This is a genomic window from Pristimantibacillus sp. Z349TD_6 (genome assembly GCF_056173205.1).
Window position 1 is genome coordinate 3,217,522 of the sequence record NZ_CM149662.1, and the last position, 24,868, is coordinate 3,242,389.

At 46.0% G+C, this 24,868-nt stretch carries 18 protein-coding genes; 14 read left to right on the forward strand and 4 right to left on the reverse strand.

The genetic code is table 11. The annotated features are described in order from the left end of the window. Positions 1 to 130: 130 nt before the first annotated feature. A complete protein-coding gene (locus AC0VYE_RS13685; protein ID WP_475448613.1) occupies positions 131 to 679 on the forward strand; it encodes an SGNH/GDSL hydrolase family protein in 549 nt (182 codons plus the stop codon). A 63-nt stretch (positions 680 to 742) separates the two neighbouring features. Here AC0VYE_RS13685 and AC0VYE_RS13690 read toward each other — a convergent pair whose 3' ends face one another. The 3 genes from AC0VYE_RS13690 to AC0VYE_RS13700 form a co-directional block, all read right to left on the reverse strand. Continuing rightward, positions 743 to 1,558 carry a creatininase family protein gene (locus AC0VYE_RS13690; RefSeq protein WP_475448615.1) on the reverse strand — a complete coding sequence of 272 codons (816 nt, stop codon included), beginning with the start codon at positions 1,556 to 1,558 and terminating at the stop codon, positions 743 to 745. Positions 1,559 to 1,581: 23 nt separating this feature from the next. Beyond that, entirely contained in the window at positions 1,582 to 4,284 is a 2,703-nt protein-coding gene (locus AC0VYE_RS13695) for a glycoside hydrolase family 10-like protein (protein ID WP_475448617.1), read from the reverse strand. Positions 4,285 to 4,463: 179 nt separating this feature from the next. Continuing rightward, the gene (locus AC0VYE_RS13700; protein ID WP_475448619.1) at positions 4,464 to 6,044 is read right to left on the reverse strand and encodes an FAD-dependent oxidoreductase; all 1,581 of its coding nucleotides are present in this window, start codon (positions 6,042 to 6,044) and stop codon (positions 4,464 to 4,466) included. Positions 6,045 to 6,231: 187 nt separating this feature from the next. Here AC0VYE_RS13700 and AC0VYE_RS13705 point away from each other — a divergent pair, with 187 nt between their 5' ends. The 4 genes from AC0VYE_RS13705 (at position 6,232) to AC0VYE_RS13720 (ending at position 10,437) form a co-directional block, all read left to right on the forward strand. After that, entirely contained in the window at positions 6,232 to 7,266 is a 1,035-nt protein-coding gene (locus AC0VYE_RS13705; protein WP_475448621.1) for a phosphotransferase, read from the forward strand. Continuing rightward, positions 7,247 to 7,987, forward strand: coding sequence for a glycerophosphodiester phosphodiesterase (locus tag AC0VYE_RS13710; protein ID WP_475448622.1), 741 nt, complete (start codon positions 7,247 to 7,249; stop codon positions 7,985 to 7,987). Before AC0VYE_RS13705 ends, AC0VYE_RS13710 begins: the two co-directional genes overlap by 20 nt. 102 nt (positions 7,988 to 8,089) lie before the next feature. Beyond that, positions 8,090 to 8,956: a MurR/RpiR family transcriptional regulator gene (locus AC0VYE_RS13715; protein WP_076270167.1), complete on the forward strand. Its 867-nt coding sequence runs from the start codon at positions 8,090 to 8,092 to the stop codon at positions 8,954 to 8,956. Positions 8,957 to 9,108: 152 nt separating this feature from the next. Further along, a complete protein-coding gene (locus AC0VYE_RS13720; protein WP_475442581.1) occupies positions 9,109 to 10,437 on the forward strand; it encodes an IS3 family transposase in 1,329 nt (442 codons plus the stop codon). A gap of 87 nt (positions 10,438 to 10,524) precedes the next feature. Here the strand turns inward: AC0VYE_RS13720 and tlp are convergent, their stop codons facing one another. Then, positions 10,525 to 10,740: a small acid-soluble spore protein Tlp gene (gene tlp / locus AC0VYE_RS13725; RefSeq protein ID WP_076270030.1), complete on the reverse strand. Its 216-nt coding sequence runs from the start codon at positions 10,738 to 10,740 to the stop codon at positions 10,525 to 10,527. 552 nt (positions 10,741 to 11,292) lie between these two features. On the opposite strand from tlp, the gene AC0VYE_RS13730 reads away from it, so the two are divergent. The 9 genes from AC0VYE_RS13730 (at position 11,293) to AC0VYE_RS13770 (ending at position 24,866) form a co-directional block, all read left to right on the forward strand. Then, entirely contained in the window at positions 11,293 to 12,684 is a 1,392-nt protein-coding gene (locus tag AC0VYE_RS13730) for an ABC transporter substrate-binding protein (RefSeq protein ID WP_475448624.1), read from the forward strand. A gap of 101 nt (positions 12,685 to 12,785) precedes the next feature. After that, on the forward strand, positions 12,786 to 15,680 hold the full coding sequence (locus tag AC0VYE_RS13735; RefSeq protein ID WP_475448626.1) for an extracellular solute-binding protein: 2,895 nt from the start codon (positions 12,786 to 12,788) through the stop codon (positions 15,678 to 15,680). Positions 15,681 to 15,695: 15 nt separating this feature from the next. Continuing rightward, positions 15,696 to 16,649 carry a carbohydrate ABC transporter permease gene (locus tag AC0VYE_RS13740; RefSeq protein WP_144376841.1) on the forward strand — a complete coding sequence of 318 codons (954 nt, stop codon included), beginning with the start codon at positions 15,696 to 15,698 and terminating at the stop codon, positions 16,647 to 16,649. Positions 16,650 to 16,651: 2 nt separating this feature from the next. Continuing rightward, positions 16,652 to 17,524 (forward strand): carbohydrate ABC transporter permease, encoded by an 873-nt coding sequence (locus AC0VYE_RS13745; protein WP_076270027.1) that lies wholly within the window; start codon positions 16,652 to 16,654, stop codon positions 17,522 to 17,524. Positions 17,525 to 17,544: 20 nt separating this feature from the next. After that, positions 17,545 to 19,608, forward strand: coding sequence for a YIP1 family protein (locus AC0VYE_RS13750; protein WP_475448629.1), 2,064 nt, complete (start codon positions 17,545 to 17,547; stop codon positions 19,606 to 19,608). A 4-nt stretch (positions 19,609 to 19,612) separates the two neighbouring features. Further along, positions 19,613 to 22,168, forward strand: coding sequence for a DUF5696 domain-containing protein (locus tag AC0VYE_RS13755; RefSeq protein ID WP_475448631.1), 2,556 nt, complete (start codon positions 19,613 to 19,615; stop codon positions 22,166 to 22,168). Positions 22,169 to 22,170: 2 nt separating this feature from the next. Next, the gene (locus AC0VYE_RS13760; RefSeq protein WP_076270024.1) at positions 22,171 to 23,073 is read left to right on the forward strand and encodes a carbohydrate ABC transporter permease; all 903 of its coding nucleotides are present in this window, start codon (positions 22,171 to 22,173) and stop codon (positions 23,071 to 23,073) included. Positions 23,074 to 23,088: 15 nt separating this feature from the next. Beyond that, a complete protein-coding gene (locus AC0VYE_RS13765) occupies positions 23,089 to 24,084 on the forward strand; it encodes a carbohydrate ABC transporter permease (RefSeq protein ID WP_475448633.1) in 996 nt (331 codons plus the stop codon). A 98-nt stretch (positions 24,085 to 24,182) separates the two neighbouring features. After that, a complete protein-coding gene (locus tag AC0VYE_RS13770) occupies positions 24,183 to 24,866 on the forward strand; it encodes an N-acetylmannosamine-6-phosphate 2-epimerase (protein ID WP_475448635.1) in 684 nt (227 codons plus the stop codon). The last annotated feature ends 2 nt before the right edge of the window (positions 24,867 to 24,868 follow it).

The window sequence follows — 24,868 nt, forward strand, 5'->3', positions numbered from 1 at the left end:
ACACCCCTAACTGTCTTTGAGAAACGGTTGGGGGTGTGCTATATTTCAAGAGGGATGAGGTTGACATGGACGTAAGCATCAAGTTTGCGGCATGGGCAAATATTATGAAAACAAGGGGAAGGTGTTACGGATGAAAAGAGTACTGCTGCTCGGAGATTCGATCCGAATGGGCTATGAACCGCTTGTGCGCGAGGCTTTGAATGAAACGGCAGAGGTTGTCGCACCTGAGGAGAACGGCAGATTTGCGAAACATACGTTATGGGGAGTTAATTTGTGGATTAGAGATCTGGGCAAACCAGATATCGTTCATTGGAACAACGGATTATGGGATTTGCATCATGAAGCGCCAATGGTCGAGGCACTTACTTCATTAGAAGAATATTTGGAAACGCTTAAACGAACGGCGAATGAGCTGCAAAGAACGGGTGCAAACATCATATTTGCAACAACGACGCCTGTTCCAGCCGATGCGATTGGGCGCAGCAATGCAGAGATCGATTTATACAATGCGGCAGCTGTAAAGCTGATGGAAAGCCTAGGCATACAAATAAATGATCTGAATGCTGCCATAAAAGAAGATCTAGCATTACATATTTGCGAGGACCGTTTGCACTTATCTGAACGAGGAAATCGTAGATGCGCGGAGAAAGTCATCGAGCACATACATAAATTTTTGTAATCTAAGGAGTAAGAGAAATGGCAGTCCAAAGCCTGTAGCTAGGCCGGACTGCCATTTTTTGTTTTAACGGATAAGGTTCACATCGTCGCATCGATCAAAAAAAGCGTTTTGCTGCTGCAAAGAGGTTTCATCATTTTTGACAGCGTGTATCGCTTTGGCGAAGTTGCTTGCGCACATTGAAATATACTCCTTACCATACGCTGCCGTCGACAATGAAGGATCACCCGCAATCTGATTAGGAAATTCCATATACCAATGGATGCCAGCGGACAGCCTATGCTCCGTTAGCGTTCGTCCAAGACCTTTGGACTCCCACTCGCCTGGATTCAAACGGTCCATATGGACAAGAGACGGATTAATATGAAGAATTTGCGATGTTTCCATATGATCGGCATGCCCATAGTCATCTGGCGTTTGATAGGATTGATCAAGATGAGCAAGCTGCTCGGCATTTAATTCCCATAGATTATAGGCGTACACAACATAATCCTTGCGTTCATCGAGCATCGTTTGGACGAAATAGCTCAGCAGATTGTTATTGCCGCCGTGCCCATTGGCCAAAATAATTTTGTTGAAGCCGTTGCGCCTAATTTCCTTGCACACTTCCTGCAAGAGGCGCAGCTGCAGCTCGCTGCCAAGAGCAACTGTGCCAGCGTAATGCTTCACCTCGGATACTTGGCCGAAAATATAATAAGGAAAGATAACACATGACTCTAATTGAGCTGAATTCTCTACGATTTCTCTAGCGATCATCATATCCGTTCCGAGGGGAAGATGATCGCCATGCTTTTCAAGACAGCCGATCGGCAGGACACAGACTCGGTTCGTTGACTTCACGGCCGCCTCAAATTCCTTGACGGTTAAGTTTTCCCATAACATACAGTTGGTCCTCTCTGTGTTGTTTAGTGGGCTGCCTTGGATACGTAAACGAGAATAATGGTTTCCAAATAATTAAGATCCGCAGCCATTCGTTTTTTAACCTCTATGTTCAAAGCACGATCCGATTCGATACGCTCCAGAAGCTTCTCTATTTTCTTAAGTGCTTCTTTGGCGTCCTTGCCGACTGATTTTTTATCCTTCCAGCTTTTTTCAAGCTGCTCCAGCTCTTTTACATATTTCTTATCGTTATCCATCCCATTAAGCGGGACATAAATCTGTTTGATTTTGCGCTGCATTTCGGAAATGATCGTTTTGAAGGATGTTAAAACATCTTTGTCTGGCACGATAGCGGGTTTGCTGTAGAGCCCTGCTAAAAGCGCTTTGTCATATTCATTTCCAAACAACGATTCAAATTCGAACAAAGCTGAGCCGGAGACGCCTACTGCGACGGAGTCGTTTATTTGTTTAAGCAGCATCTCCTTCGTTAAGCCGAGATTCGTTCCGACACCAATGACGATCAGCGCTTTGTTGTTTGCGAGTGCAACGGAGTTTAAGGAATCCGTGGCAACAGATGAAGCGTCTGGATGATAGGACATCGGAAAGAGCTGGTCGATATAGTTTTTGGCAATCCAATCCTTTGGCTCCTGGTGCATGAACTCTGGCCCATTCACGTAGTTCGGCCATACGGCGGCGGAGACTCGGATATCCGGCTTCAATTTTTTGGCTTCACTGGAGATCCGATATACGAACTCATTAATCGTATTTTTTCTAAAATCAACCCACGCTTGCCAAAGGTTGTCGCCGGGATGGAGGTCGATCGGATCTGCGCCATGCTTCTGCTTGAACAGATTGCGCGTATAAGAGTCATAACCAAAGTCGTTCGTGTAATCACCTGCATCGGGATAACGAATATAGTCCAAATGCAAGCCGTCTACTTTATATTTCTGAAGCAGCTCCTTATAAATTTCAGAAACAAAGTCCCGTACTTCAGGCCTTACAGGGTTTAGGAAGTAGTACTGGGTGTTGTAAAGCGGAACGTCTTGATAATCGTGGCCTTGTCTACTGATCATGGACCATTCCGGCTTAAGGCTTCTGACGGGACCTGCCATACTGCCGACGCCTACCAAAAAGTTTTCGACCCATGCATGAACCTCGATGCCTGCTTTTTTGGCTTCAGTTATATAGGCGTTCAATACGTCAAAACCGCCATAAATCGGATTTTGAGCAGCTAGCGGATGGCTCGTTGGGTAAATCGTAAAGCCATTCCACCACGTCTCTAAGTAAATGGAGTTGATATTTAAAGCGTGAAGCTTCGCAATATGCTGCTGAACCTGCCCCAGATTCGTTTCCTTCGGACGAATCCAAATGGATCGATGATCTACAGCGCGGGATTCATAGCCCATGAAGCTGGCTTTCTCCACCCGTGCGTTCAGCTCTGCGAACTGGACGGTGAAGGAAGCGAAATCACCTTGTGCAATCTGGCTTTTCAAATCGACCAATGCTGCTTGTGCAGATGTAATTTGCTGTTCCATACCGTTGTAGTTAATGTCTAGAAACTGCTGCTTGGAGAGAATAAGCTTTTGCTTCGCAGCATCTATTCCTATTTGCGCTTTATCCAGATAGGATTCTGGCGTGAACAGAAATAACGCTTGTTTCTTATTCGTGAGCAGCTTGAAGCTGCTGCCTATGGATACATGCTCGCTTAGCCAGCTTGCTTTGACGCCATGCCCGGATATGACATATCCGCCAGCTGGAATGGTAGAATTATTGCCGCTCACCTGCGTGACCTTGCCTTCCGAGTTTACGACAACCTCGTATCCCCAAGGATTTGTTCCCGTTGCTGCGCCATAGCTGTTGTCGTAAATAATGAGCTGATCCGTTCCGCGGTGTCCGGGGTATGGTTCATTGCTGCCGTCATCCCAGCCTCCGGGATTATCTTCTCTCGTTCGCGGATTTAAGGCGTCGTATCCTACTTTGGAGGCTTCAACTAACACTTCATTGTTCATATTCAATTCAACGGCATCTCCAATCCGCACAGTTCCATTTAATTTGGCAAAAAACGGACTTTCAGCTTGAATTGAGAGAACGTATCCACTCGCAGGAATGGATGAGTTGTTATCGAGCCAATTGCCGCTAGTATCCTGCGTCATCGTTGCTATTCGCGTAACGGAACCTCCGTCAACCGTGATCTCCATGCCCCATGGATTTGTTTTTGTTGCAGGGCCGTATTCTGGCAAATACAGAACGATATCCGCGGCTCCGCGCCCTGCATTAACCTGAGTAATTGGAACGATCTCTTCATTAACGGTGAAATATTGGGCTGGATAAACCGATATAGGAAAGCTCGTAGTAATGGAATCTCCAATCTTGAAGCCGCTGATCAATGGAGCTTTGTTTCCCGTTCCAGATATGACGTATCCGTTAGCAGGAATATAAGTGCCGTTAGTGCTGTTTGTGTATATGGCTGTAACGATATCGTTTGTAATGATGGCTTCTGTTGTCGGAACGAGCGGAGGTTTTGTTGTGGTTCCGTAGCTGCGGGTAAATATCATGAGTTTGTTGTCTTGACTCTCTTGATTAATGAGGTCAACGATGTGGTTTGTGCCGTCCTCAAGTGTAATGGATGGCTGGTCAGGAGAAGCGGGCTCTGAGAAGGCGGTTGAAAAAATGCTGATCAGAAGAAGGGCAACACAAAGGACGAGATTAAACAATCGTTTGGTCATCATGGCATACACCTCGAATCTTCTCATTTGTACGCATAAAACAGAACCTTACACTTCACCGCCTTTCGGATAAAGTAGCTGTTCATGTTCATGATGGATTGTTTATCTAGCAGTAGTGTACCAGTAAGTGGATCGTTTTTCCATAAATTTTATAAAAAGAGGATAATATTTTTATTTTCTATCTATTGCTTTAAATTTTCTGGCCAATGCGTCTCAATGCCTTGATTTTGAATAAGCGTTAAGAAAGCTTCCAGATGCTGCTTATTTTCTCGTACTTCATGCGGGGTGACTTGATTTATAATGGAGTAAGCGGCTAAATAACCTGCAGATTCACCGATGTTCCATTCGGTTGGATGCAGCCGGTAGCAGCCGTTTGTAATTTGAGTAGTGCCAATATTTTTACACGCAGGGAGCAAATTTTTCATCCGAACGGGGAGGAGGGCTCCGAGCGGAATTTCGTATGGCAAGCTGGGAATGTAGAAGCCGCGATTGGATTTTGTTGTTGTGTGGAGATCTAGATGATAACTTCCGACGCCTACACTGTCCTCATATCGTTTGATCCCTTGATCCCCCCTGATTTCGAGGCTGACATCATGCTCCGTAATCGTATACTGCGCCTTTATTCTGCGAGATTCCCGTATATAAGGATGTTTGGCAATACCATCTTCTGTTCCAACAATGTCACCGCGAAGTCGAAGGCCGGGATAACCAATGCCTCCATCTGGACGCGGTGCTTCCGTTTGCAGCCAATAAACGAGCGATAGACTTTGCTGACGCGCACTCTTCAAATGTTTTTGTTTTTCTTCTTCAGTTACCTCATAAATAGGTCCTAAATAATAATCGTTTTGTGCCCAGTTAATTAAAGTGATATCGCTTTCAAAAGAGCCTTCTTTAAACAAAGAACGGTCAATAATGCGCCTGTAAGTCCAGAAGGGCATGGGTTCTTTCCCATCGGGCATGAAGATAATTTCTTTGTCCTGGCACGGATCATGAATGTCTCCCATTTTCCAGCCGAACAGCGGGAAACGTGAATGCGCAGGAATGAAGCTTCGCCAAAAGTCATACTGCTCTGGTTTCTCAATCGTATAATCCGCGTTCTCCATGTGATCCAAAGCAAATACATACGTAAAGGATTGCATATCAAGGGAATCGGCCTGCTCAAGCGCATGCGGTTCTCCCGTTTCAGCTTTTGCTTCAGCTCCTGATACATACTCTGCACCGGCAAGAGGAAGAAGGTCGCCACATTCTGTCGCGTCCAAATAGTAGAAGCCATGCAGCTTCTTCATTTCACCTGAGGTGATGTGTTTGATAAGGACAGATTCAATCAGGTCTTCGTTTGTTTCAACCGACTCTAATTGACAGCCGAGTAGAATAGTTATTTTTCCACTGCTGATATGAGGGGCAAGCATGGTCTCAAGCACATGAAGCGCGGCTTTTGGTTCATGGCAAAGTCGGCTGACCCAGCCGTTTCCTGGGTTTAGGCGATCATTGTTTTTGGCGTCTTCTACTAAGGGATAATTATCCTTGTAATAGCGGCGAATACGGCCCCGAAACTCACGATATGTGCGGGTGCAGCCGAAGCTTTCAATCCAAGGATGCTCGTCGGGAGGAACGGCTTGACTAGTCAACTGCCCGCCAATCCAATCCGTTTCTTCCGTAACGATCACCTTCATGCCTAACTTAGCTGAGGATAGTGCAGCCATGCATCCGCCAAGCCCTCCGCCAAGTATAATAATGTCAGCCGTTATCGATTGTTGTTCCATTCGAGTCCCGCCCTTCTAGAATTGAATGAAAATTTGCTATATCGTAACACGAGATAGAGATTATATCCACCAATTATGATATTATTAAAAAAAATATCTTTTTCAAAATTCTGGCAGGCCATGGAGCCTATATCCGAACATTATTTTAATTTGTGAAAGTCAATTGAAGGAAAGAGGAGGGATTCAATTGCCTCAAGAGATCAATATGCAATGGGTTACGAGTCTTTGTATTCATTACGAGATTGGAGAGCCGCTCATTCAGCCAAGTCCGGTCACTGGCGGTTTGCTTCATCACATGTGGAAGCTCAGCACAACAGAAGGGCAATTCGCCTTGAAAATATTAAACCCTGAAATTATGTCAAGAGCAGGTGTCTTGTCCAACTATTTGCTCTCGGAGCGTATTGCAGCAGCCGCAGCAAGTGCAGGTATACCTGTCGTCTTAGCAAAGACGGTTAATAATGACATCATTACTCAGGTTTCTGGTGTGGATGTTATGCTATTTGATTGGATTGATGGAGCTGTCATTACTCCTGCTGATTGCCGCAGGGAACACGCAAGTATAATTGGAGCTTTGCTTCATAAGATTCACAATTTGAAATTCGAGGAGCAGCATAGTCCACTATGGACCTCCTTCGGGCAGGACTACTTCAGGAATTTGATAGATGATGGACTCAGGTCAGCGACGCCATGGGCGCAGCAGATGGATGCTGGATTCAATGACTTGTTAGAATGGAATCATCAGTATCAGCAAGCCAGCCAGATGTTGAACGATAGCCAGTGCTTCAGCCATCGCGATTTGAATCCGAAAAACGTCGTTTGGAAGGACGGTCTTCATCCGCATATTATTGACTGGGAAGCAGCTGGTTCAACAAATCCAACAATGGAGCTGCTTGATGCTGCCTTAAGCTGGAGCGGGATTGATACGGGACACGTCAATAAAGAGACTTTTATGACGATGCTAGGCTCATATCAAAAGGCCGGCGGGACAGAGCTAACGCATGTGAAGGAAGCTTTCTACGGCAGAATGGGCAGTATGCTCGAATGGCTGGAGTACAATATGAGACGTTCGCTGCACACAGATATTTTCGGTGAGTCGGAGCAGCAGCTTGGCAATGAGCAGGTGCTGTTGACCTTCTCGTCCTTAAAGGAAATGTCAGCAAATATTGATGAGTGGATGGAATGGATAGAGGAGAGGGATCAGAATGAAACCAGCAATAAATAAAAAAATTATCGTCATTGCCCACCGAGGTGCGGCCGGGTATGCACCCGAGAATACGATGGCGTCGTTTCAGCTTGCGATCGAGATGAAGGCTGATTTCTTGGAACTGGATATTCAGCTTACGAAGGATGGGCAGCTTGTTGTTATTCATGATACAGAGGTTGATCGTACGAGTAATGGCAGAGGCAAAGTGCTGGACTTTACGATGGCTCAGCTGAGTGAACTGGACGCAGGAAGCTGGTTTAATGCGAAATTTGAAGGTGAACGAATGCCAACACTATCAGAGGTATTCGACTTATGCAAAGGGAAAATCGGTATCTTAATCGAGATTAAGGCGCCTTGGCTGTATCCGGGGATAGAGCAGAAGTTAGCCGAAGAGCTGCGTGCTCACGGCATGCTGGATGAAGATCCTGCTTCTATTATTGTTCAATCTTTTGATCAGAGCTCTGTGAAGCGATTTAGTGCTATTATGCCCCAGGTTCTAGTTGGTTTGCTTGTTTATCAGTCTGAAGATGTAACGGCAGAGAAGCTTCAAGAAACAGCCGTGTATGCAGATTATGTGAATCCGAGCTTGAATCTCGTTACAAAAAAATTCGTAGATACCATTCATGCATTAGGCAAAAAAACGACGCCTTGGACGGTTCGCTCGGCAGCGGAAGTGCCGCCATTGCTCGATCTTAACGTTGATGGCATTATTACCGATTATCCTGATTATGTGAAGTGATAGGGATTGATCAGGATGTTTTGAGGGTATTACATTTATTGTAAGCCATGAGTAGATCATCTAAACTATTTAGATAAGTACACTATGAAGCGAGCTGATACGATGAAGATGGCAGGTCAAAAAATTAACCAATCCAATACGCTTTTGTTGATTTCGAGTATATATACTTCCTTGACCAAAGCGGAGAAAAAAGTAGCCGACTATGTAAAATCAAATCCCGAGGAAGCGGTTATGGCGACGGTAACCGATTTATCTGAGCAGGCGGGGGTAGGCGAAACGTCCGTTATTCGGTTTTGCCGCAAGTTAGGCTTCCGGGGCTACCAAGAGTTTAAGCTGTCTATTGCGCAGGATTTGGTCAACCGTCCGTCGTACTCGACCGTTGAAATAGAAGAAGAAGACAGCACGCTGACGAAGGCAAGAAAGATTACGCTTCGCAACGAGATGATGCTAAAAAATACGCTTGATCTAATCAATCCGGCGGATTTGGACAAAGCAGTCCATCGGATGCTCGCAGCGGACAAAATTTATATTTTTGGAGTAGGATCATCCGGTATTACAGCGCTTGATCTTCATTATAGGCTGATGCGAATTGGAATGAATGTGGAGGCGCATAGAGATTCCCATATTATCGCGATGTCTGCATCGCTCGTGAAGAAAGGGGAAGTGGTGTTTGGCATATCAACCTCGGGAAGCACGAGGGATCTGGTAGATCCGCTGCGCCAAGCGAGAGCTAATGGAGCTGAGGTCATTTGTTTGACAAGCCATATGCGTTCTCCGATTACAGCACATGCCGACACCATTTTATTGGTGCCCTCACGTGAGATGCCTACCGAAGGCGGATCTTGGTCAACAAAGATTACTCAGGTACATTTATTGGATATTTTGTGCAATTTGTTGTCTCATAAGAAAAATAATGCCACAGAAGCTTTGGAGAAGACGGCTCGCTCCGTCGTAGACAAGCTGTATTAATCGATAGGCAATCTTTCGATCATATCGCAAAGCCCATCAAAAAAGGAGACCCTCATTTTAAACTGGTACCCATACACTGGACACTTTGAAAAAAGGGTTTAGTGTATGGGTACCTTTTTTTGTATACTAGAGTGAATAGTGGGGGCGGTCATATGAGTAAAAAACACTTTAATCAATATGAACAAGAACAGTTAGCTAACAACCCGTATGTCTTACGAGTCAGCGAAAAATCAATTACGTATGCTGATGAATTCAAACGTGTGTTCATTGACCAATATGTATCGGGACGAACTCCGAGGGAGATTTTTGAAACCAGTGGATTTCAAGTGGAGATCCTCGGGTTGAAGCGGATCGAACAATGTGCAGATCGTTGGAAGAAAGCCTACGAAAAAGATGGGATTACGGGACTTGCGGACTCGAGAAAAGAAGCGGTTCTACGTCCATCAAAACGAGATTTATCTCCTGAAGAGATTATTGCCAGGCAGGATGCAAAGATTAGACTTTTGGAGGCTCAACTGGCATACGTAAAAAAGTTAGACAGGAACGAAAGGAGGCTAACAGCAAACGGAAAGATCCTAAATCCGAGTGATTGTTTTAACCTTATTCAGGAAGCTGTTCAACAAGGTTTGGGGCGAATGACACGTTACCTTTGTCAACTGCTTGACGTGTCACGCTCTGGCTTTTATAACTACCTTCACTCTGCTGACAAGCGTCAGAAGCGTACGTTAGCGGATGAGCAAGCAGGTGCACTTATCAAGAAAGCCTTTCATCGAAGAGGTTATAAAAAAGGCTCCCGATCCATTAAGATGACGCTCCAGAGCGAATATGACACCTGTTACAATCTAAAGCGAATTCAAAGGCTAATGAAAAAATTTGACCTCGTTTGTCCTCATCGAAAACCTAACCCGTATCGACTTATGACCAAAGCTACACTCGAACACCGCACGCTCCCAAATAAGCTGCAGAGGGACTTTAAGAAGGGAATCCCAGGCCTTGTTTTACTCACGGATATCACCTATCTTCCGTATGGAAAATCACAGACGGCTTATTTGTCGACCATTTTGGACGCCTCTACAGGGGAGCTTCTAGCCCGAAATCTCTCCGTATCCCTCCAACTGCCTTTAGTCACAAATACCATTGAATCGTTAATGAAGCAGAAGCGCGTAAAACTTCATAAGAAGGTCTTTATCCATTCCGATCAAGGGAGCCATTACACGAGCCCTACCTACCAGAAATTATTGAAGAGTAAGGGCCTTGGACAATCGATGTCACGTCGTGGAAACTGTTGGGATAATGCACCTCAGGAGTCCTTCTTCGGTCATATGAAAGATCATGTGAAGAGTCAAGACTGTACAACCTTGGCTGAATTAGAACGAGAAATTAATCGCTATATTCGTTATTACAATCATCATAGATATCAGTGGAAACAAAAAAGGATGACTCCTGTTCAGTACAGGAATCATCTCTTAAGTGTGGCTTAGTGCTCTTTTTTTCAAAGTGTCCTTGACTAAGGGGTCAGTTTATTTGGGTCTCCTTTTTTGATGGGTCTTTATAAAGATAAAGAGCGTTTATTGCCCTGCTTCGTCCTGCTTCTCCGCTGCGAAAGATTGGATGCTTTCTTTGCGGCGCTCGTTTTTAGCTTCGATCGATTGCTGCTGATCCGAAGATAATTCATCTGCAAATTCATTTAAGTACTGTTCAGCTTCTTGCAAATTTTCTTTTGTGTTGTTAATATGCTGCTGCAAATGAGCGGCATTATCTTCTCTGTTGTCTGGTTTAGCCATTTGTAAACCTCCTCTCTGTACAATAGTCCTAATTAAGATGTCCGACAAGCACCGAAATTATGCCAATAGAGAGCGTTGACAGCTAATGTTTAAATTTTCTGACAATATAGAATAAAGGCATATTTTTTTAATATATAAATTAATAGTGGAGAAAAAATCCGTTGTGTGATAGCTTAAAAAAGGATTCACCCGATAAAGGACGAACCTTTTAAAATACGACTTTTCCAAATAGATTTTTAGAAGAATTTCAAATAAAAGAATTTTCTTTCAGAAAAAATAAAATTATTGAAAAATTCCTCCAGTGATGATATGTTGTAAACAGGAAAGATCATCACTTTCTGGAAGGATTTATAGCATCTCATTATTGGTGGACTACCATGACAATCACATAAAAAGTAAGCCGAAACCTTCCAAGTAAGTGGGGCATGAAGGCATCGATGCGGGGTTGGAACTTGAACTGATAACAGGGAGGGATGACCAAACAGCAGTTGATCGCAGCAAATGTAGAGTAAGCATGAGCTCTTGCATTTCATCCATTGGAGGGGTAAAGCTATGCGGAAAGTAAAATGGTTTGCAATGGTTTTATTGACGGTTACGCTCGTTTTTGTATCGGCATGCAGCAAGGGCACCAATAACGGAAGTGAGAAAGCGACGAACAAGCCTACGAATGATACGACTGTCGAAACGGCAGCTCCGACAGAAGCTCCGCCTGTAGAGCCGGTTATCGACATGAACGGCGAGACGTTAAAAATTATTCACTGGGTCGACGGACCGTCAGAGGATACGCCGGAAGGTGCAGCGACACTCGAGAAGTGGCGGGCTGCCGAGAAGAAATATAATGTGAAGATCGTATGGGAGAAGGTACCTTGGGGCGAGAACATAAAAATGGTTACAAACGCCGCGCTCTCTGGTGAGTCGGCAGCCGATATCGTACCTTTGGATTACTATTTTGCAGTGCCGGCCATCAATCAAGGATTGTTTATGCCGGTGGATGATTTCTTCAATTTTGATGATCCCAAATGGCCTGCAGGCTTGAAGCAGCACGGTGCGGTCAATGGCAAAATGTACGGCTTTACCTCCAATATCAACAACGCCTCTGGTCTCTACTACAATAAAACATTATTTGAGCGCGAAGGTCTTCCAGATCCGCATGATTTGATCGCTCAAGACAAATGGACATGGGACGCTTTCCTAGACATCGCCAAAAAAGCGACAAAAGATACGAACGGCGACGGTGTAATCGACCAATGGGGCGTCACCAATATCGTCGGAAATCTATCACGCATCTTGATTCACTCCAACAACTCCTCCTTTATTACACTCAAAGACGGCAAAAACGTCTTCAACTATGACGATCCAAACCTATTAGAAGCACTTCGATTTTTTAGTGATCTATTTAATGTGCATAAAGTCGTCGCTCCTAACAAAAACGAGAATTTCGAGGATTACAATGAGTCGCAAACGTTATTCAACTCCGGTAAAGCCGCGATGGTGACTGGTGAAGTGTGGGAAGGCGCAACAAGAACAACAATGACCGATGAGCAAGGTTTTGTTTATTTCCCTAAAGGTCCAAAAGCAACAACATGGCAAGGCAGCATTGAAAACTACGTGCAGTTCTATATCCCTGCCATCGTTAAGAGAGCAAAAGAGAAAGCTTATATTTGGGAACAAATTCAAATGTGGGATCGCGTAGAGCCGATTAACCGCGAGGAAGCGGAGAAGCAGCTGCTTGCTGATGAAAGCGATATTGAAGTGATGCTCGATTCTCTCAAATATGCACAGCCTATTTTTCTACCGCTAGGCGGAGCTTTAAGCGATATTTCCTATTCGATTGCCAATCGCGGCGAGTCGCCAGAGACGGTGCTTGAGCGAAATAAACAAATTGCGCAGGATGCGATTGACAAGGATTTGAATACACAAACAACAACAAAGGCAGCACAATAAAGGATGAGACTAGATTGATGAAACAGCATCGCAGGGAATCCCCATAAGGGATTCCCATCCTTTTATATGGACGACCATTTAAAGAGGAATGAGGGGTTCGCATGCTGAAGGTAACCAGGAAAACAAAGAGAGTGGTTGGCGCACTGCTGGCTCTGGTCCTATGCCTGACAATCGTCTCCATTTATCCTGCGAGCCGCTCCTCAGGCAGCGATCATATACTTGAGTCTACTCATGCGGCATCAGCCTTATTGGAGAAGAAATTAGCAAACCTCCCTTCAGCAGGAAATCGCTATGAAGAGTATGCAGCTGAGTATGCAAATGAGCCGCATCCATCGATCACACAAACAATTGAAGCCGAATCCTTTGCTGCGATTGAGGGTATGAATGCTGAAAAATTGGAAGTTTACGACGGTGCCGAGACGCCAGTCGTTGAAACGGAAGATTCAGGTGTGATTCATTGGGATGTTGATGTGCCAGAAGACGGATTATATCATATGTCTTTGCGGTATTTTCCGGTGGAAGGCAACACCTCACCCATTGAGAGAGAGCTGCGTATCGACGGTGAAGTTCCTTTTGAAGAAGCATCCAGACTTGTTTTCTCACGGGTATGGCGCAATGAGCTGGCCGAGCTGGAGCAGGATGCCAAGCAAAATGATTTACGGCCGAGACAAGTTGAAAGCCCGCAGTGGCAGGAGAGAGTATTGCGTGATGCGGAAGGTTATTATCGTGAGCCGTTCTCCTTTTATCTATCCAAAGGCCAACATCGAATTTCACTCGTTTCTCTAAGAGAACCGATGATTATAGACTATTTGAAGCTTTATCAGCAAGAAGAAATTCCTCCCTATGAGAAAGTAGCGCAAGGGTATCAAGAGCAAGGCTATAGTGCGACGAACGGCTTGTTTATTAAGCTTCAAGGCGAGGACGCCGCGTTCAAATCAAATCCCTCATTGTATCCGCTGAATGATCGCTCCAGTCCTGGCACGGAACCCTATCATGTATCAAAAATTAGAATGAATACAATCGGAGGCGTCAACTGGAAAATTCCCGGACAGTGGATTTCGTGGAACCTTGATATTCCAGAAGACGGGCTTTATGAATTTGGCCTAAGATACAAGCAAAATACGGTCAGAGGCGTCAACGTGGTTAGAGAGCTTTCCATCGACGGGGAAATTCCGTTCAAGGAGGCGGAAGCTATCCCTTTCCGTTATGACGGCGCATGGCAGATTGGAATGCCTGGCGAGGATGGCAAGCCGTACTTATTTTATTTGACCAAGGGGAAGCATGAAATCAAGCTGGAGCTGACGATGGGCGACCTCGCTGAAATTATTCGAATGGTGCGTTCCAGCATCCAGCAGCTCAACGCATTGTATCTCAAAATCATCATGATCACTTCAGCTTCGCCAGACCCTCTTCGCGATTATGAGCTGGAGAAAAAAATTCCTGAGCTGCAAAAGGTGTTTAAGGAGCAGAGCGAGTTTCTTACCGCCGCAGCAGATCGGATGGATGAGCTGGTTGGCGGCACGAGCGCCAGCACGACAATCTTAAGAACAACCTCCTATCAATTGAAGGATATTGGAAGCCGTACCGAGACATTGACCTCACGGCTCAAAGGCTTCAAGGATAATGTGACTGCCCTCGGCACTTGGCTGCTTACCGTAAATCAACAGCCGCTTGAAATCGATTATTTGTTTTTCAAATCGCAAGACGTACCTGTGCCGAAGGTCAGTACTGGAATTATCGGGAAGTCTGTACATGAAGTGATGTCCTTTGCCAGATCGTTTTCCGAAGACTATAGCCACATCAGCAACGTCAAGCAAGGAGACAAAGAAGTAACCGTGTGGATTGCAGCAGGAAGAGATCAGGCTCAGCTGCTTCGGTCTATGATTGACAACACCTTTACGCCGCAAACCGGCATTTCAGTTAATTTACAGCTCGTGAATCCAGCCGTCGTTCTGCCGGCAACGCTAGCGGGGAAAGGCCCCGATATCGCGCTGACTCAAGGCGATGTAATCAACTTTGCGATGCGGAACGCGCTTCAGGATTTATCCAGCTTTCCGGAGTTTGAACAGGTTAAGGACCGGTTTATGGATAGCGCTTTCGCAAGCTTTAAGTATCAGAACGGCGTGTTTGCTCTACCAGAAACACAATCGTTCCCAATGCTATTCTACCGCAAAGATATTTTGGAAGAGCTGCATTTGGACGTGCCGCAAACATGGGAGGATATGTACCGTATCATTCCCGAGCTCCAGAAGCACAACATGGATTTGGCGCTGCCGCAAAATATCGTGTTTGAATCAATGCTTTATCAAAATGGCGGCCAATATTACCAGAAAGACGGTATTGCAACGGATCTTGATTCAGCCATTGGCATAGAATCGTTCCAAAAGTGGACGGAGCTGTATACCAACTATAAGCTGCCAATTGAATTTGATTTCATTAACCGTTTCCGCACAGGTGAGATGCCAATTGGTATTGCGGATTATACCACGTTCAATTTCTTGACGATTTTTGCCCCGGAAATTAGAGGCCAGTGGAGTTTTGTCGCGGTTCCGGGCACGAAGAGCGAGGCGGGGACCGTTCGCCACGACACACTTAGCTCAGCTACAGGCACAGTGATGTTCAAAGACGCCAAAAATAAAGAGGCGGGTTGGGCGTTTATGAAATGGTGGACGGACACGGAGGCACAGGTCACGTTTGGGCGTGAGATGGAAGCGATATTAGGGGAATCGGCGCGATATGCAGCTGCGAATTTAGAAGCTTTGCAGCGTCTTCCATGGTCAGCAAAGGAAATGAATCAGCTGGTTGAAGAGCTGAACTGGGTCGTCGGCAGACCTGCTGTCCCAGGCGGCTATTCACTCGATCGGCACATCTATAATGCCTTTTACGAGGTGTACACCGATGGCAGCGAACCGCGGGAAACGCTGGAAAACTATGTCCGAACGATCAATCAGGAAATTACGATCAAGCGCGAAGAATTTGATTTGCCGACAAAGTAGAAGGGAGGGGTCCATATGATTCAGCTTGTTAAAAAAAGCAAGTTAAAATTGGACAGCAAAACGCTGCGGCCGCGGTTGAATCTGAAGTGGAAGGAAGTTTCGAAGAACAAGGTTTTATATGCCATGATTGCACCGTTCTTTCTGATCTTCTTCACCTTTACCGTCCTTCCCGTCTGCTTATCGCTGCTGGTCAGCTTCACTAACTTTAATATGCTGGAGTTTCCGAAGTGGGTAGGCTGGCGCAATTACGCTCAATTGTTCGTTAGGGACGATGTGTTTCTAATCGCTTTAAAAAACACGCTGATCTTCGCCGCAATCACAGGACCTGTCAGTTATATCGCTTGTTTTGTGCTCGCGTGGATTATTAATGAGTTTCCGCCGAAGATTAGAGCTTTTGCGACGCTGGTTTTTTATGCGCCTGCCTTGTCAGGGAGCGCCTTTATCGTGTGGACGCTCTTGTTCAGCAGCGATTCCTATGGATATATCAATGCTTTCCTGCTCAAGTGGCATTTGATATTGGAGCCCATCCTTTGGCTCAAGACACCAAAATATATTCTTCCGATCATCATTATCGTACAGCTTTGGCTCAGCCTTGGAACGAGTTTTCTTGCCTTTATCGCAGGGCTGCAAGGACTTGATAAAACGTTATTCGAGGCGGGTGCGATCGATGGCATACGCAACCGCTGGCAGGAGCTTTGGTTCATTACGCTGCCTTCAATGAGGCCGATGCTGATGTTTGGCGCGGTCATCCAAATTACAGCTTCCTTCGGCGTTGCGGAGGTAGCGACTGCGCTTGCTGGGTTCCCAAGCGTGAAGTATGCGGGCCATACGATCGTTACGCATTTAATGGATTACGGCTCCATTCGCTTTGAGATGGGATACGCCTCAGCTATTGCGACCGTGCTGTTCGCAATGATGCTCGGCTCGAATCTCATTGTGCGTAGGCTGCTTGCGAAGGTCGGTGAGTAGCGATGATCACAATTCGTCTAAGAAAAAAAAGAATAAGCCGCTCATGGATGGGCGATGTCTTTCTGTTCTTGCTGCTTGCAGCAGTAGGCTATTTTATGGCAATGCCGCTCGTATTTGTGATCAGCAATGCATTCAAGCCGATTAACGAAATTTTGAAGTTTCCGCCTGATTTTTTGGTCAAAAACCCAACATTCACTAACTTTACGGACTTATATCATCTGCTTTCCGGTTCATGGGTGCCTTTTACTCGTTACATTTATAACACTTTTTTTATTGCGATTGTAGGTACGGTCGGTCATGTGCTCATTGCTTCCCTCGCAGCTTATCCACTGGCGAAGCGGAAATTTCCAGGAAAGGGATTCCTTTTTACCATTGTAGTCCTATCGCTAATGTTCTCAGCTACGGTTACTCAGATTACGAATTACATGACGATGTCATGGCTCGGTTTTCTGGATACCCACTGGGCGGTTATTATTCCGGCAATTGGCTCCTCGCTTGGGCTGTATCTTATGAAACAGTTTATGGAGCAAATACCGGATGCGCTGCTCGAAGCTGCACAGATTGATGGTTGCAGTGAAGTTCGCATTTTCTGGAGTGTCGTTATGCCTGTTGTCAAACCTGCATGGCTTACGCTAGTTATTTTCTCTTTCCAAGGTTTATGGGGGGCAGGCGGAGCAGCGGGCTCGATGTACATTTACAGTGAGCAGCTCAAAACAATTGATTACGCATTAAGTCAGATTCTGGCGGGAGGCATCGCACGAACGGGTCCTTCGATGGCAGCAACATTGCTGCTGCTCACCGTTCCGATTCTCATCTTTGTGCTATCGCAGAGCAGCGTTATTCAAACGATGTCAACCTCCGGCATGAAAGAATGATGGGAAAGGGGAGGCTTACGTTGAATCGATTATGTAAATTGCTGCTGCTCTTCCCACTAATGCTGATCCTGGTTGGCATTTCGGTTCCGGTCTATGCTGCGCCATACGATGGCTACAATTATTCGTGGTGGGGAGATCCTGAGCCAGCGCCTGTGCCGTACTTGCCAGTGAAGCAAATCGGCGGGGAGCAGTTAAGCTCCGGACCATTCAAATCGCCAGAGGATTTGTTCATCACCGCTGACAATGAGATCTATGTCGCGGATACAGGGAATAACCGCATCGTAGTGCTTGATGAGCAAGCAAGCGTAATTCAGACGATTGATACTTTTGTGAATGGCAATAAAGAGGATAGCTTCTCAGCTCCGCAAGGGATCTTCGTACATTCAAATGGACATTTGTTCATTGCCGATACAGGAAACAAACGCATTGTTGAACTAACGAAGGAAGGCGAGCTGGTACGCGTCATTGGCGCTCCGGAGAGCGATGTGCTGGGCGGGAACTTTGTCTATGAGCCGATCAAGCTGGTCGGAGATTCAGCGGGTCGTTTATATGTTGTCGGAAAAGGCGTGTTCAATGGCATTATGCAGTTTGATTCCGGCGGCAAGTTCTCAGGGTTTATGGGGGTCAATAAAGTACGCTACAGTGCCGCGGATTTGTTCTGGAAGCGCGTCATGACGAAGGAGCAGCGTTCCAAAATGGTGCTCTTTATCCCTGTCGAATTCAACAACGTCGATATTGACAGTGAGGGCTTTGTTTATGCTACGACAAGCGAGGCATTCTCGGACACACCGGTTAAGCGTCTGAATCCATCTGGAACGGACGTGCTGAAGAGAACGGGCTACCAGCCCCCAAAAGGTGATATTCGATTCCGAACAGGAGGCACACGGCCCGGAACATCAGCTATTCAAAGCGTCGCGCTTGATCGAAATGGGATTTACAGCATTTTGGACAGCACGCGCGGGAGAATCTTTACGTACGACAGAGAAGGCAAGCTGATGTATATTTACGGACTGCTTGGTGAGCAGGTAGGGACGTTTAAGACGCCAACCGACATTGACATGTTAGGCGATAAGATGATTGTGCTAGATAAAGGCTTGAATCAGCTGGTCATGTTTGAGCCAACGCGCTATGGAAAGGTGATTCGAGAAGCCGTTATTAGTAATGATATTGGCGAGGAAGAAAAGTCGGTCGAGAAATGGCGCGAGGCTTTGCGATTAAACAACAATCTCGAAATCGCTTATTTGGGAATCGGGAAAGCGGAGCTCAGACAAGGACATAATTACGAAGCGATGAAGCATTTTGAGCTGGGCATGCACACGCAATATTATTCACGGGCTTTTGAACGTTACCGCAAGGATTTCATGTGGGAGCATTTCGGGAAAATTGCGGCAGTAGCGATAACAGCAGTCGTTCTGCTCATCGCTGCGAGAGTGCTTATCAAGCGTAGAACAGCTGAGCCTGGCGTAGTGGGAATGGGCTGGTATACGATCTTCCATCCGTTTAATGGATTCTGGGAGCTGAAGTTCGAGCGAAAAGGGAAGATCTGGTTTGCTTTGCTGCTGCTGCTTATTCTCTCACTTCTCTACGTACTCAAAAGGCAGTTTACCGGCTTTATCTTTAATCCAACGGTCAATGCAGAGAATGTAAACGTGCTTGATGAGATTAAATTTATTGTGCTCCCGTTTTTTCTATGGTGCATCGCCAACTGGTCGATGACGACGCTGATGGATGGCGAGGGGAAATTCAAAGAAATTGTAATGGCTACTGCCTATGCGCTTATTCCAGTTGTACTGATGCAAATTCCGCTCATTTTATTATCCAATGTCATTACGATTCAGGAAGGCTCGTTCTATCGATTGCTGGAGTCAATCGGCTTCTTGTGGTTTTTTGGATTGTTATTTGTCGGTATGCTTACCGTTCATCAGTATACGGTGGGGAAAACGGTCATTACGATGCTGCTAACGATGCTTGTGATGGGCATCATCATCTTCTTAGGCTTGCTTTTCTTCAGCTTAGCGCAGCAGATGCTTTCCTTCGCAGCTACGGTGTACAAAGAAGCGATGTTTAGACTAGGGGAGGGATAATGCCATGTCAAAGCACAATACACGGAAATGGGTGGCATTGTCCCTGCTTCTCGCGATGCTGTCGCTGCCCGCTTGCACATCGGGAACGGTTAATAGCACCCTCACTTCCGGGACGCCGAGTAAAGATGCCGCGGCAGCGGATGCTTCGCTTCGTGCACTGGACGCATCCGCTCAAGTGGAGCCTCGAATAGAAGGTCTTGATCCGGTGCTGGAGAACGATGCGCTTCGGCTTTATATTAGCAAAGCTACTGCTGAAATCGCGGTCGTGGATAAAAAAAGCGGGAATATTTGGCGCTCGAATCCTGACAGTACGGAGGATAAACTTGCTTCACCTTATTTAAAGGGGAAATTATCCTCCCAAATCTCTTTCGTTTACCTCACGAAGAGCGGTCAGAACAAGGATTATGACAGCTATAACAACAGCGTGAAATTTAATCAGTTTGAAATCAAGCAAGCGGATAATGGGGTGACGGTTACCTATCAGTTCGGTGATCCGCAGAAAGGGCTCGAGTCCATACCGCAGAAGATAAGCAAGGAGCGGTTCGAAGAAAGATTGCTGAAGCGATTGGAAGATCCAGCGGATCAAGAACAGCTGAAGGTTAGATACAAGCTAAATGAGGAGCAGGGTATTTACGAACGCCGAGAAATACCAAAAGCTGTCGTGAAAAAGCTATTGGCAATCTTTGAGAAGGCGGAATATACGGAAGAGGATTTTGCTATCGATAATGGTGAGGGAGATGGCGGTGGAGCAGCTGAAGAATCGGTTAAACCGAAATTTTCAGCAGCGATTGAATACACGTTGGATGGCAGAGATCTAATCGCTTCAGTGGATACATCGACCATCACTGAAGATACTCCGCCTTATCGGATTCATTCGATCAGTCTTCTAGAAAATTTCGGAGCTGCGGGCCAGAAGGATGATGGCTACCTCTTTCTTCCTGACGGGTCGGGAACGCTTATTAGGTTCAACACTGGAAATATTCAAGCGCAGCCTATCCTGATCCCGATATACGGTGAAGACAGCTCGATCTATGTTAATGAAAAGTTTAATACGCTTGAGCCAAACCGGTTGCCGGTATTCGGAATGAAAAAGAACGATGCTGCTTTTCTTGCCATTATTGAGCAGGGGGAAGCGCTCGCCAAGCTTTCCGCGGATATAAGCGGGCGATTGCATGAGTTTAATACGATTGCTGCCCAGTTCATTATTTTGCCGAAGGACGAGGTACGTTTAAGCAATAATGAGATCATGCACAAAACGCCAAAGGAGACGTATAAGGGGAATTTGAAAATTCGTTATTCCTTATTAAGCGGCGATGAGGCTGATTACTCGGGCATGGCAGCAAGCTATCGCACTTATCTGGAGAAGGCGGATGGGCTAACAAAGCTGAAAGCAGAAGGAGACGCGCCATTTTATATGGAGCTTGTTGGCAGCATCCCGAAAAAGAAAAACCTGTTAGGTTTTCCCTATGAGGCTCTTGTGCCTTTAACGAATTTGAAGGAAGCTGAGCAGCTCGTTGATCAGCTTCACGGCAAGCAAATACAAAATATACGGCTGAGTTACAAGGGCTGGTTTAATGAAGGCCTAAATCATACGATAGCTTCAAATATCGACATGGATAACGTGATAGGTAGCAAAGGTGATTGGAAACGATTAGTAGAAAAGCTCCAGAAGACCGGAGGCGGGTTTTATCCGGATGCAGCCTTCCAGCATATCTATGAGAATTCCGGGAAATTTAGCCCGAGCAAAGACTCTGCCCAGTACATTTCTCGGCGCTACGCGAAAATTTATGAGTTCGATCGCGCAGCGTATTTTCGGCATAACGAGCTGTTGTCACACTATTTGTTGACTCCAAGAAAACTAAATTCAACGGTCAGCGGCTTCCTGTCTGATTTCAAGAAGCTGAATCCTGGAGCTATTTCCTTAAGGGATCTGGGCTCTGAGCTTTATTCGGATTTCCGAAGAAATGCAGAGGTGACAAGAGAGGACGCAAAACGAATCGTTACAGATCAGCTCGAAGCCATTTCGGAGATGTCTCCAAGCATAATGGTCAATGGCGGCAATGCTTATGTGCTTCCGTATGTATCGCATATTCTAAACATGCCGCAAAAAAGCAATGAATACCAGCTAGCCGGTGAGTCGATACCGTTTAACCAAATGGTGCTGCATGGTTATATCGAATATGCGGGAAAAGCATACAACATGGCTGATGAGCAAGACATTAGGGAAAGTGTACTGCGCTCGCTTGAAACGGGTTCAAATGTCTACTTTAGCTGGTTCTATGCGGAGCCGTCCGTCCTTAAGGACACTCGATTCAGTTATCTTTATTCGAATGATTATGAGCAATGGTTTGATGAGGCTGTCGACGCTTATGGCGAAGTGAATGCAGTGCTGCGGCAGGTCCGCGGTCAGAGCATGATCAAGCACGAAAAGCTGGCGGAACGCACTTACAAAACCGTATATGAGAGTGGCTTGACGGTATACGTAAATTACAGCGATGCCGTTGTGCATACGGATGGTGTGACCATTGAAGCCCATGATTACATCGTTAAGGGGGGATAAGGATGTCGAAGAGACGAACACTGAGCTTGGAGCGCAAAAAGGAAATTTACGGCGTGTTGTTCGTAACCCCTTGGCTGCTTGGATTCGTACTGCTGATGGTTATCCCATTCGTCCAGTCGCTTCAATTCAGCTTCCATAAGCTGACGCTTAATTCGGAAGGCTACTCGCTTCAATACGTCGGCCTTGAAAATTATCGCAACATCTTTTTCGTTGATGCGTGGTACGTTCGTTCCTTAACGGAAGCCGTTACGGTGATGGCATTAAACGTACCGCTCATTATTTTTTTCAGTTTATTTACAGCCACATTATTGGTGCAGAAATTCAGAGGGAGAATGCTTGCGAGAGCGATCATATTCCTGCCAGTCGTGTTAGCCTCAGGGGTTATAGCTAAGCTTGATAACGGCAATTTTCTTGCTCAAATGATCGGCTCCGCTTCAACCGACATGGAGGGCAACTATTCTGGACTGCGAAGCATTGAGCTTAGGCCGCTGTTATTCCAAGCCGGTCTTAGCCGGGACATTGTGGAGTATTTGACGAGTGCGGTTGATCGAATCTACCAGATCATCAGCTCGTCTGGCGTCCAGATACTCATTTTTTTAGCGGGGCTGCAGTCGATTTCACCTTCTCTTTATGAAGCGGCGAAGATGGAAGGGGCCACAGGATATGAAGCCTTCTGGAAAATAACTTTTCCCATGATTTCGCCGCTCATTCTGACGAATGTGGTGTATACCATCATCGATTCCTTCTATGACAATAAAATGACGCAAATGATTCAGGACGCCGCTTTTGGTCGATTGGACTTTGGCGTTAGCTCGGCGATGTCGTGGATTTACTTTCTAGTCATCTCGATCATTCTAGTCGTATCGACGTATCTGATTTCGAAGCGTGTATTCTATTATGACTAACAAGGAGGAAGAGATATGGAAGCTGAGACGAAGGTGAAGAGCCGCATCTCGGACTCTGCCTTAGTGCGGGCCGCAACGAGCTGGTACGATCGCCATAGCCCAGTTGAAAAAGCGAAGCATTGGCTTTGGATATTCATCCGTTCCGTACTCATCGTCGGGATTTGTTTTATCATTTTGTATCCGATCATTACGAAGCTGTCCATCGCGTTGCGCGACAAGCAGGATATGTTCGATGCAACCGTCGTATGGCTGCCGCGGCATTTTACACTGGATAATATCAAAATCGTCATGGGATATTTAAAATATTCGGAATCCGTCACTAACACGCTGCTGCTTAGCCTTGGGACGTCGCTGCTTCAACTCGCTTCCTGCGCACTGGCTGGTTATGGCTTTGCAAGGCTCAAGTTCCGGGGCAGCGCCATTTTGTTCGGAGTCGTCATCTTCACCATCGTTGTGCCGCCGCAAACGATTATGGTTCCTACGTATTTGCATTATCGCTTTTTTGATGTGTTTGGGCTCTATCATCTGTTCACAGGAAATGATGGCGTGAATCTGCTGGAGAGCTTCTGGCCTTTCTTTATTTCTTCGGGGCTTGCGATGGGCTTGAAAAACGGTCTGTATATTTATATTTTCCGTCAATTTTTCCGCTCGCTGCCGAAGGATTTGGAGGAGGCCACCTATGTGGACGGAGCGGGCATTCCGGGTACCTTTGCAAGAGTCATGCTGCCTAATGCTGTACCTGCGATAGCTACGGTCATGCTGTTCTCGTTCATCTGGCAATGGAATGACAGCTACTTTGTAAATCTCTTTGCGCCAAATTATACCCTTCTAGCAAGAATGCTCGATTTGCTGCCTGGCGCTGTTCGACCCGAATATGTTGGAGGTATTTCTCATACATCTTTATATTTGAACACTGGTACACTGCTCGGCATTTTGCCGATCTTCATTCTTTATTTATTCGCGCAAAGATACTTTGTAGAAAGCGTAGAGCGCACAGGATTGGTAGGCTAGCGCTTATTCGGGCAACCGTACTTACGATTGGAGGGTTCTGCAATGAACGATGCCATAGGAGTAGATAGCGAGGGGCTCTTGGATAAGCAGGTGACCCTATGATCCCACCATTAATTGCCGGACTAAAAAAAGGATTTATCGTATCCTGTCAGGCGCTTGAGCATGAGCCATTGTACGGCTCCGATATTATGGCTGCGATGGCAGCGGCAGCGGAATCTGGAGGGGCATCAGCTATTCGTGCCAATACGCCGCAGGATATTGCCGCTATCAAACGCAAATGCAAGATTCCGGTTATCGGACTATATAAAAAACATTATCCCGATAGCGATGTCTACATTACTCCAACCTTGCTAGAGGCAGGAGAAGTGATCCGAGCGGGTGCTGATATCGTGGCTATAGACTGCACTTCCATGCCGAGGCCAAGAAACGAGAAGCTGGATCATGTCATTGCTGCTATTCGCAAAAATTTCCCAAATACGCTGATCATGGCGGATATTTCTACTTTTGATGAAGGCGTTTCTGCTATGAAGCTTGGCGTAGATGTCGTCTCTACGACGATGTCGGGTTATACGCCACAAAGTCCGAAGCAGCAAACCCCTGATTTTGAGTTGATCGGGAAATTAGCTGCGCTTGGTCAGACACCCGTTTTTGCGGAAGGAAGAATATGGTCGATCGAGGATTGCTTGCGCTGCTTTGACGCTGGCGCGCACGCTGTTGTAATCGGAACTGCTATTACAAGGCCGCAAGAGGTTGTGAGACGTTTTGTAACGAGCATCAAGTAATG

Bases quoted from the DNA above. Each gene is read 5' to 3' on its own strand.
- AC0VYE_RS13685 (WP_475448613.1), top strand. From the start codon at position 131: ATGAAAAGAGTACTGCTGCTCGGAGATTCGATCCGAATGGGCTATGAA.
- AC0VYE_RS13690 (WP_475448615.1), bottom strand. From the start codon at position 1,558: ATGTTATGGGAAAACTTAACCGTCAAGGAATTTGAGGCGGCCGTGAAG.
- AC0VYE_RS13695 (WP_475448617.1), bottom strand. From the start codon at position 4,284: ATGATGACCAAACGATTGTTTAATCTCGTCCTTTGTGTTGCCCTTCTT.
- AC0VYE_RS13700 (WP_475448619.1), bottom strand. From the start codon at position 6,044: ATGGAACAACAATCGATAACGGCTGACATTATTATACTTGGCGGAGGG.
- AC0VYE_RS13710 (WP_475448622.1), top strand. From the start codon at position 7,247: ATGAAACCAGCAATAAATAAAAAAATTATCGTCATTGCCCACCGAGGT.
- AC0VYE_RS13715 (WP_076270167.1), top strand. From the start codon at position 8,090: ATGAAGATGGCAGGTCAAAAAATTAACCAATCCAATACGCTTTTGTTG.
- AC0VYE_RS13720 (WP_475442581.1), top strand. From the start codon at position 9,109: ATGAGTAAAAAACACTTTAATCAATATGAACAAGAACAGTTAGCTAAC.
- tlp (WP_076270030.1), bottom strand. From the start codon at position 10,740: ATGGCTAAACCAGACAACAGAGAAGATAATGCCGCTCATTTGCAGCAG.
- AC0VYE_RS13730 (WP_475448624.1), top strand. From the start codon at position 11,293: ATGCGGAAAGTAAAATGGTTTGCAATGGTTTTATTGACGGTTACGCTC.
- AC0VYE_RS13735 (WP_475448626.1), top strand. From the start codon at position 12,786: ATGCTGAAGGTAACCAGGAAAACAAAGAGAGTGGTTGGCGCACTGCTG.
- AC0VYE_RS13740 (WP_144376841.1), top strand. From the start codon at position 15,696: ATGATTCAGCTTGTTAAAAAAAGCAAGTTAAAATTGGACAGCAAAACG.
- AC0VYE_RS13745 (WP_076270027.1), top strand. From the start codon at position 16,652: ATGATCACAATTCGTCTAAGAAAAAAAAGAATAAGCCGCTCATGGATG.
- AC0VYE_RS13755 (WP_475448631.1), top strand. From the start codon at position 19,613: ATGTCAAAGCACAATACACGGAAATGGGTGGCATTGTCCCTGCTTCTC.
- AC0VYE_RS13760 (WP_076270024.1), top strand. From the start codon at position 22,171: ATGTCGAAGAGACGAACACTGAGCTTGGAGCGCAAAAAGGAAATTTAC.
- AC0VYE_RS13765 (WP_475448633.1), top strand. From the start codon at position 23,089: ATGGAAGCTGAGACGAAGGTGAAGAGCCGCATCTCGGACTCTGCCTTA.
- AC0VYE_RS13770 (WP_475448635.1), top strand. From the start codon at position 24,183: ATGATCCCACCATTAATTGCCGGACTAAAAAAAGGATTTATCGTATCC.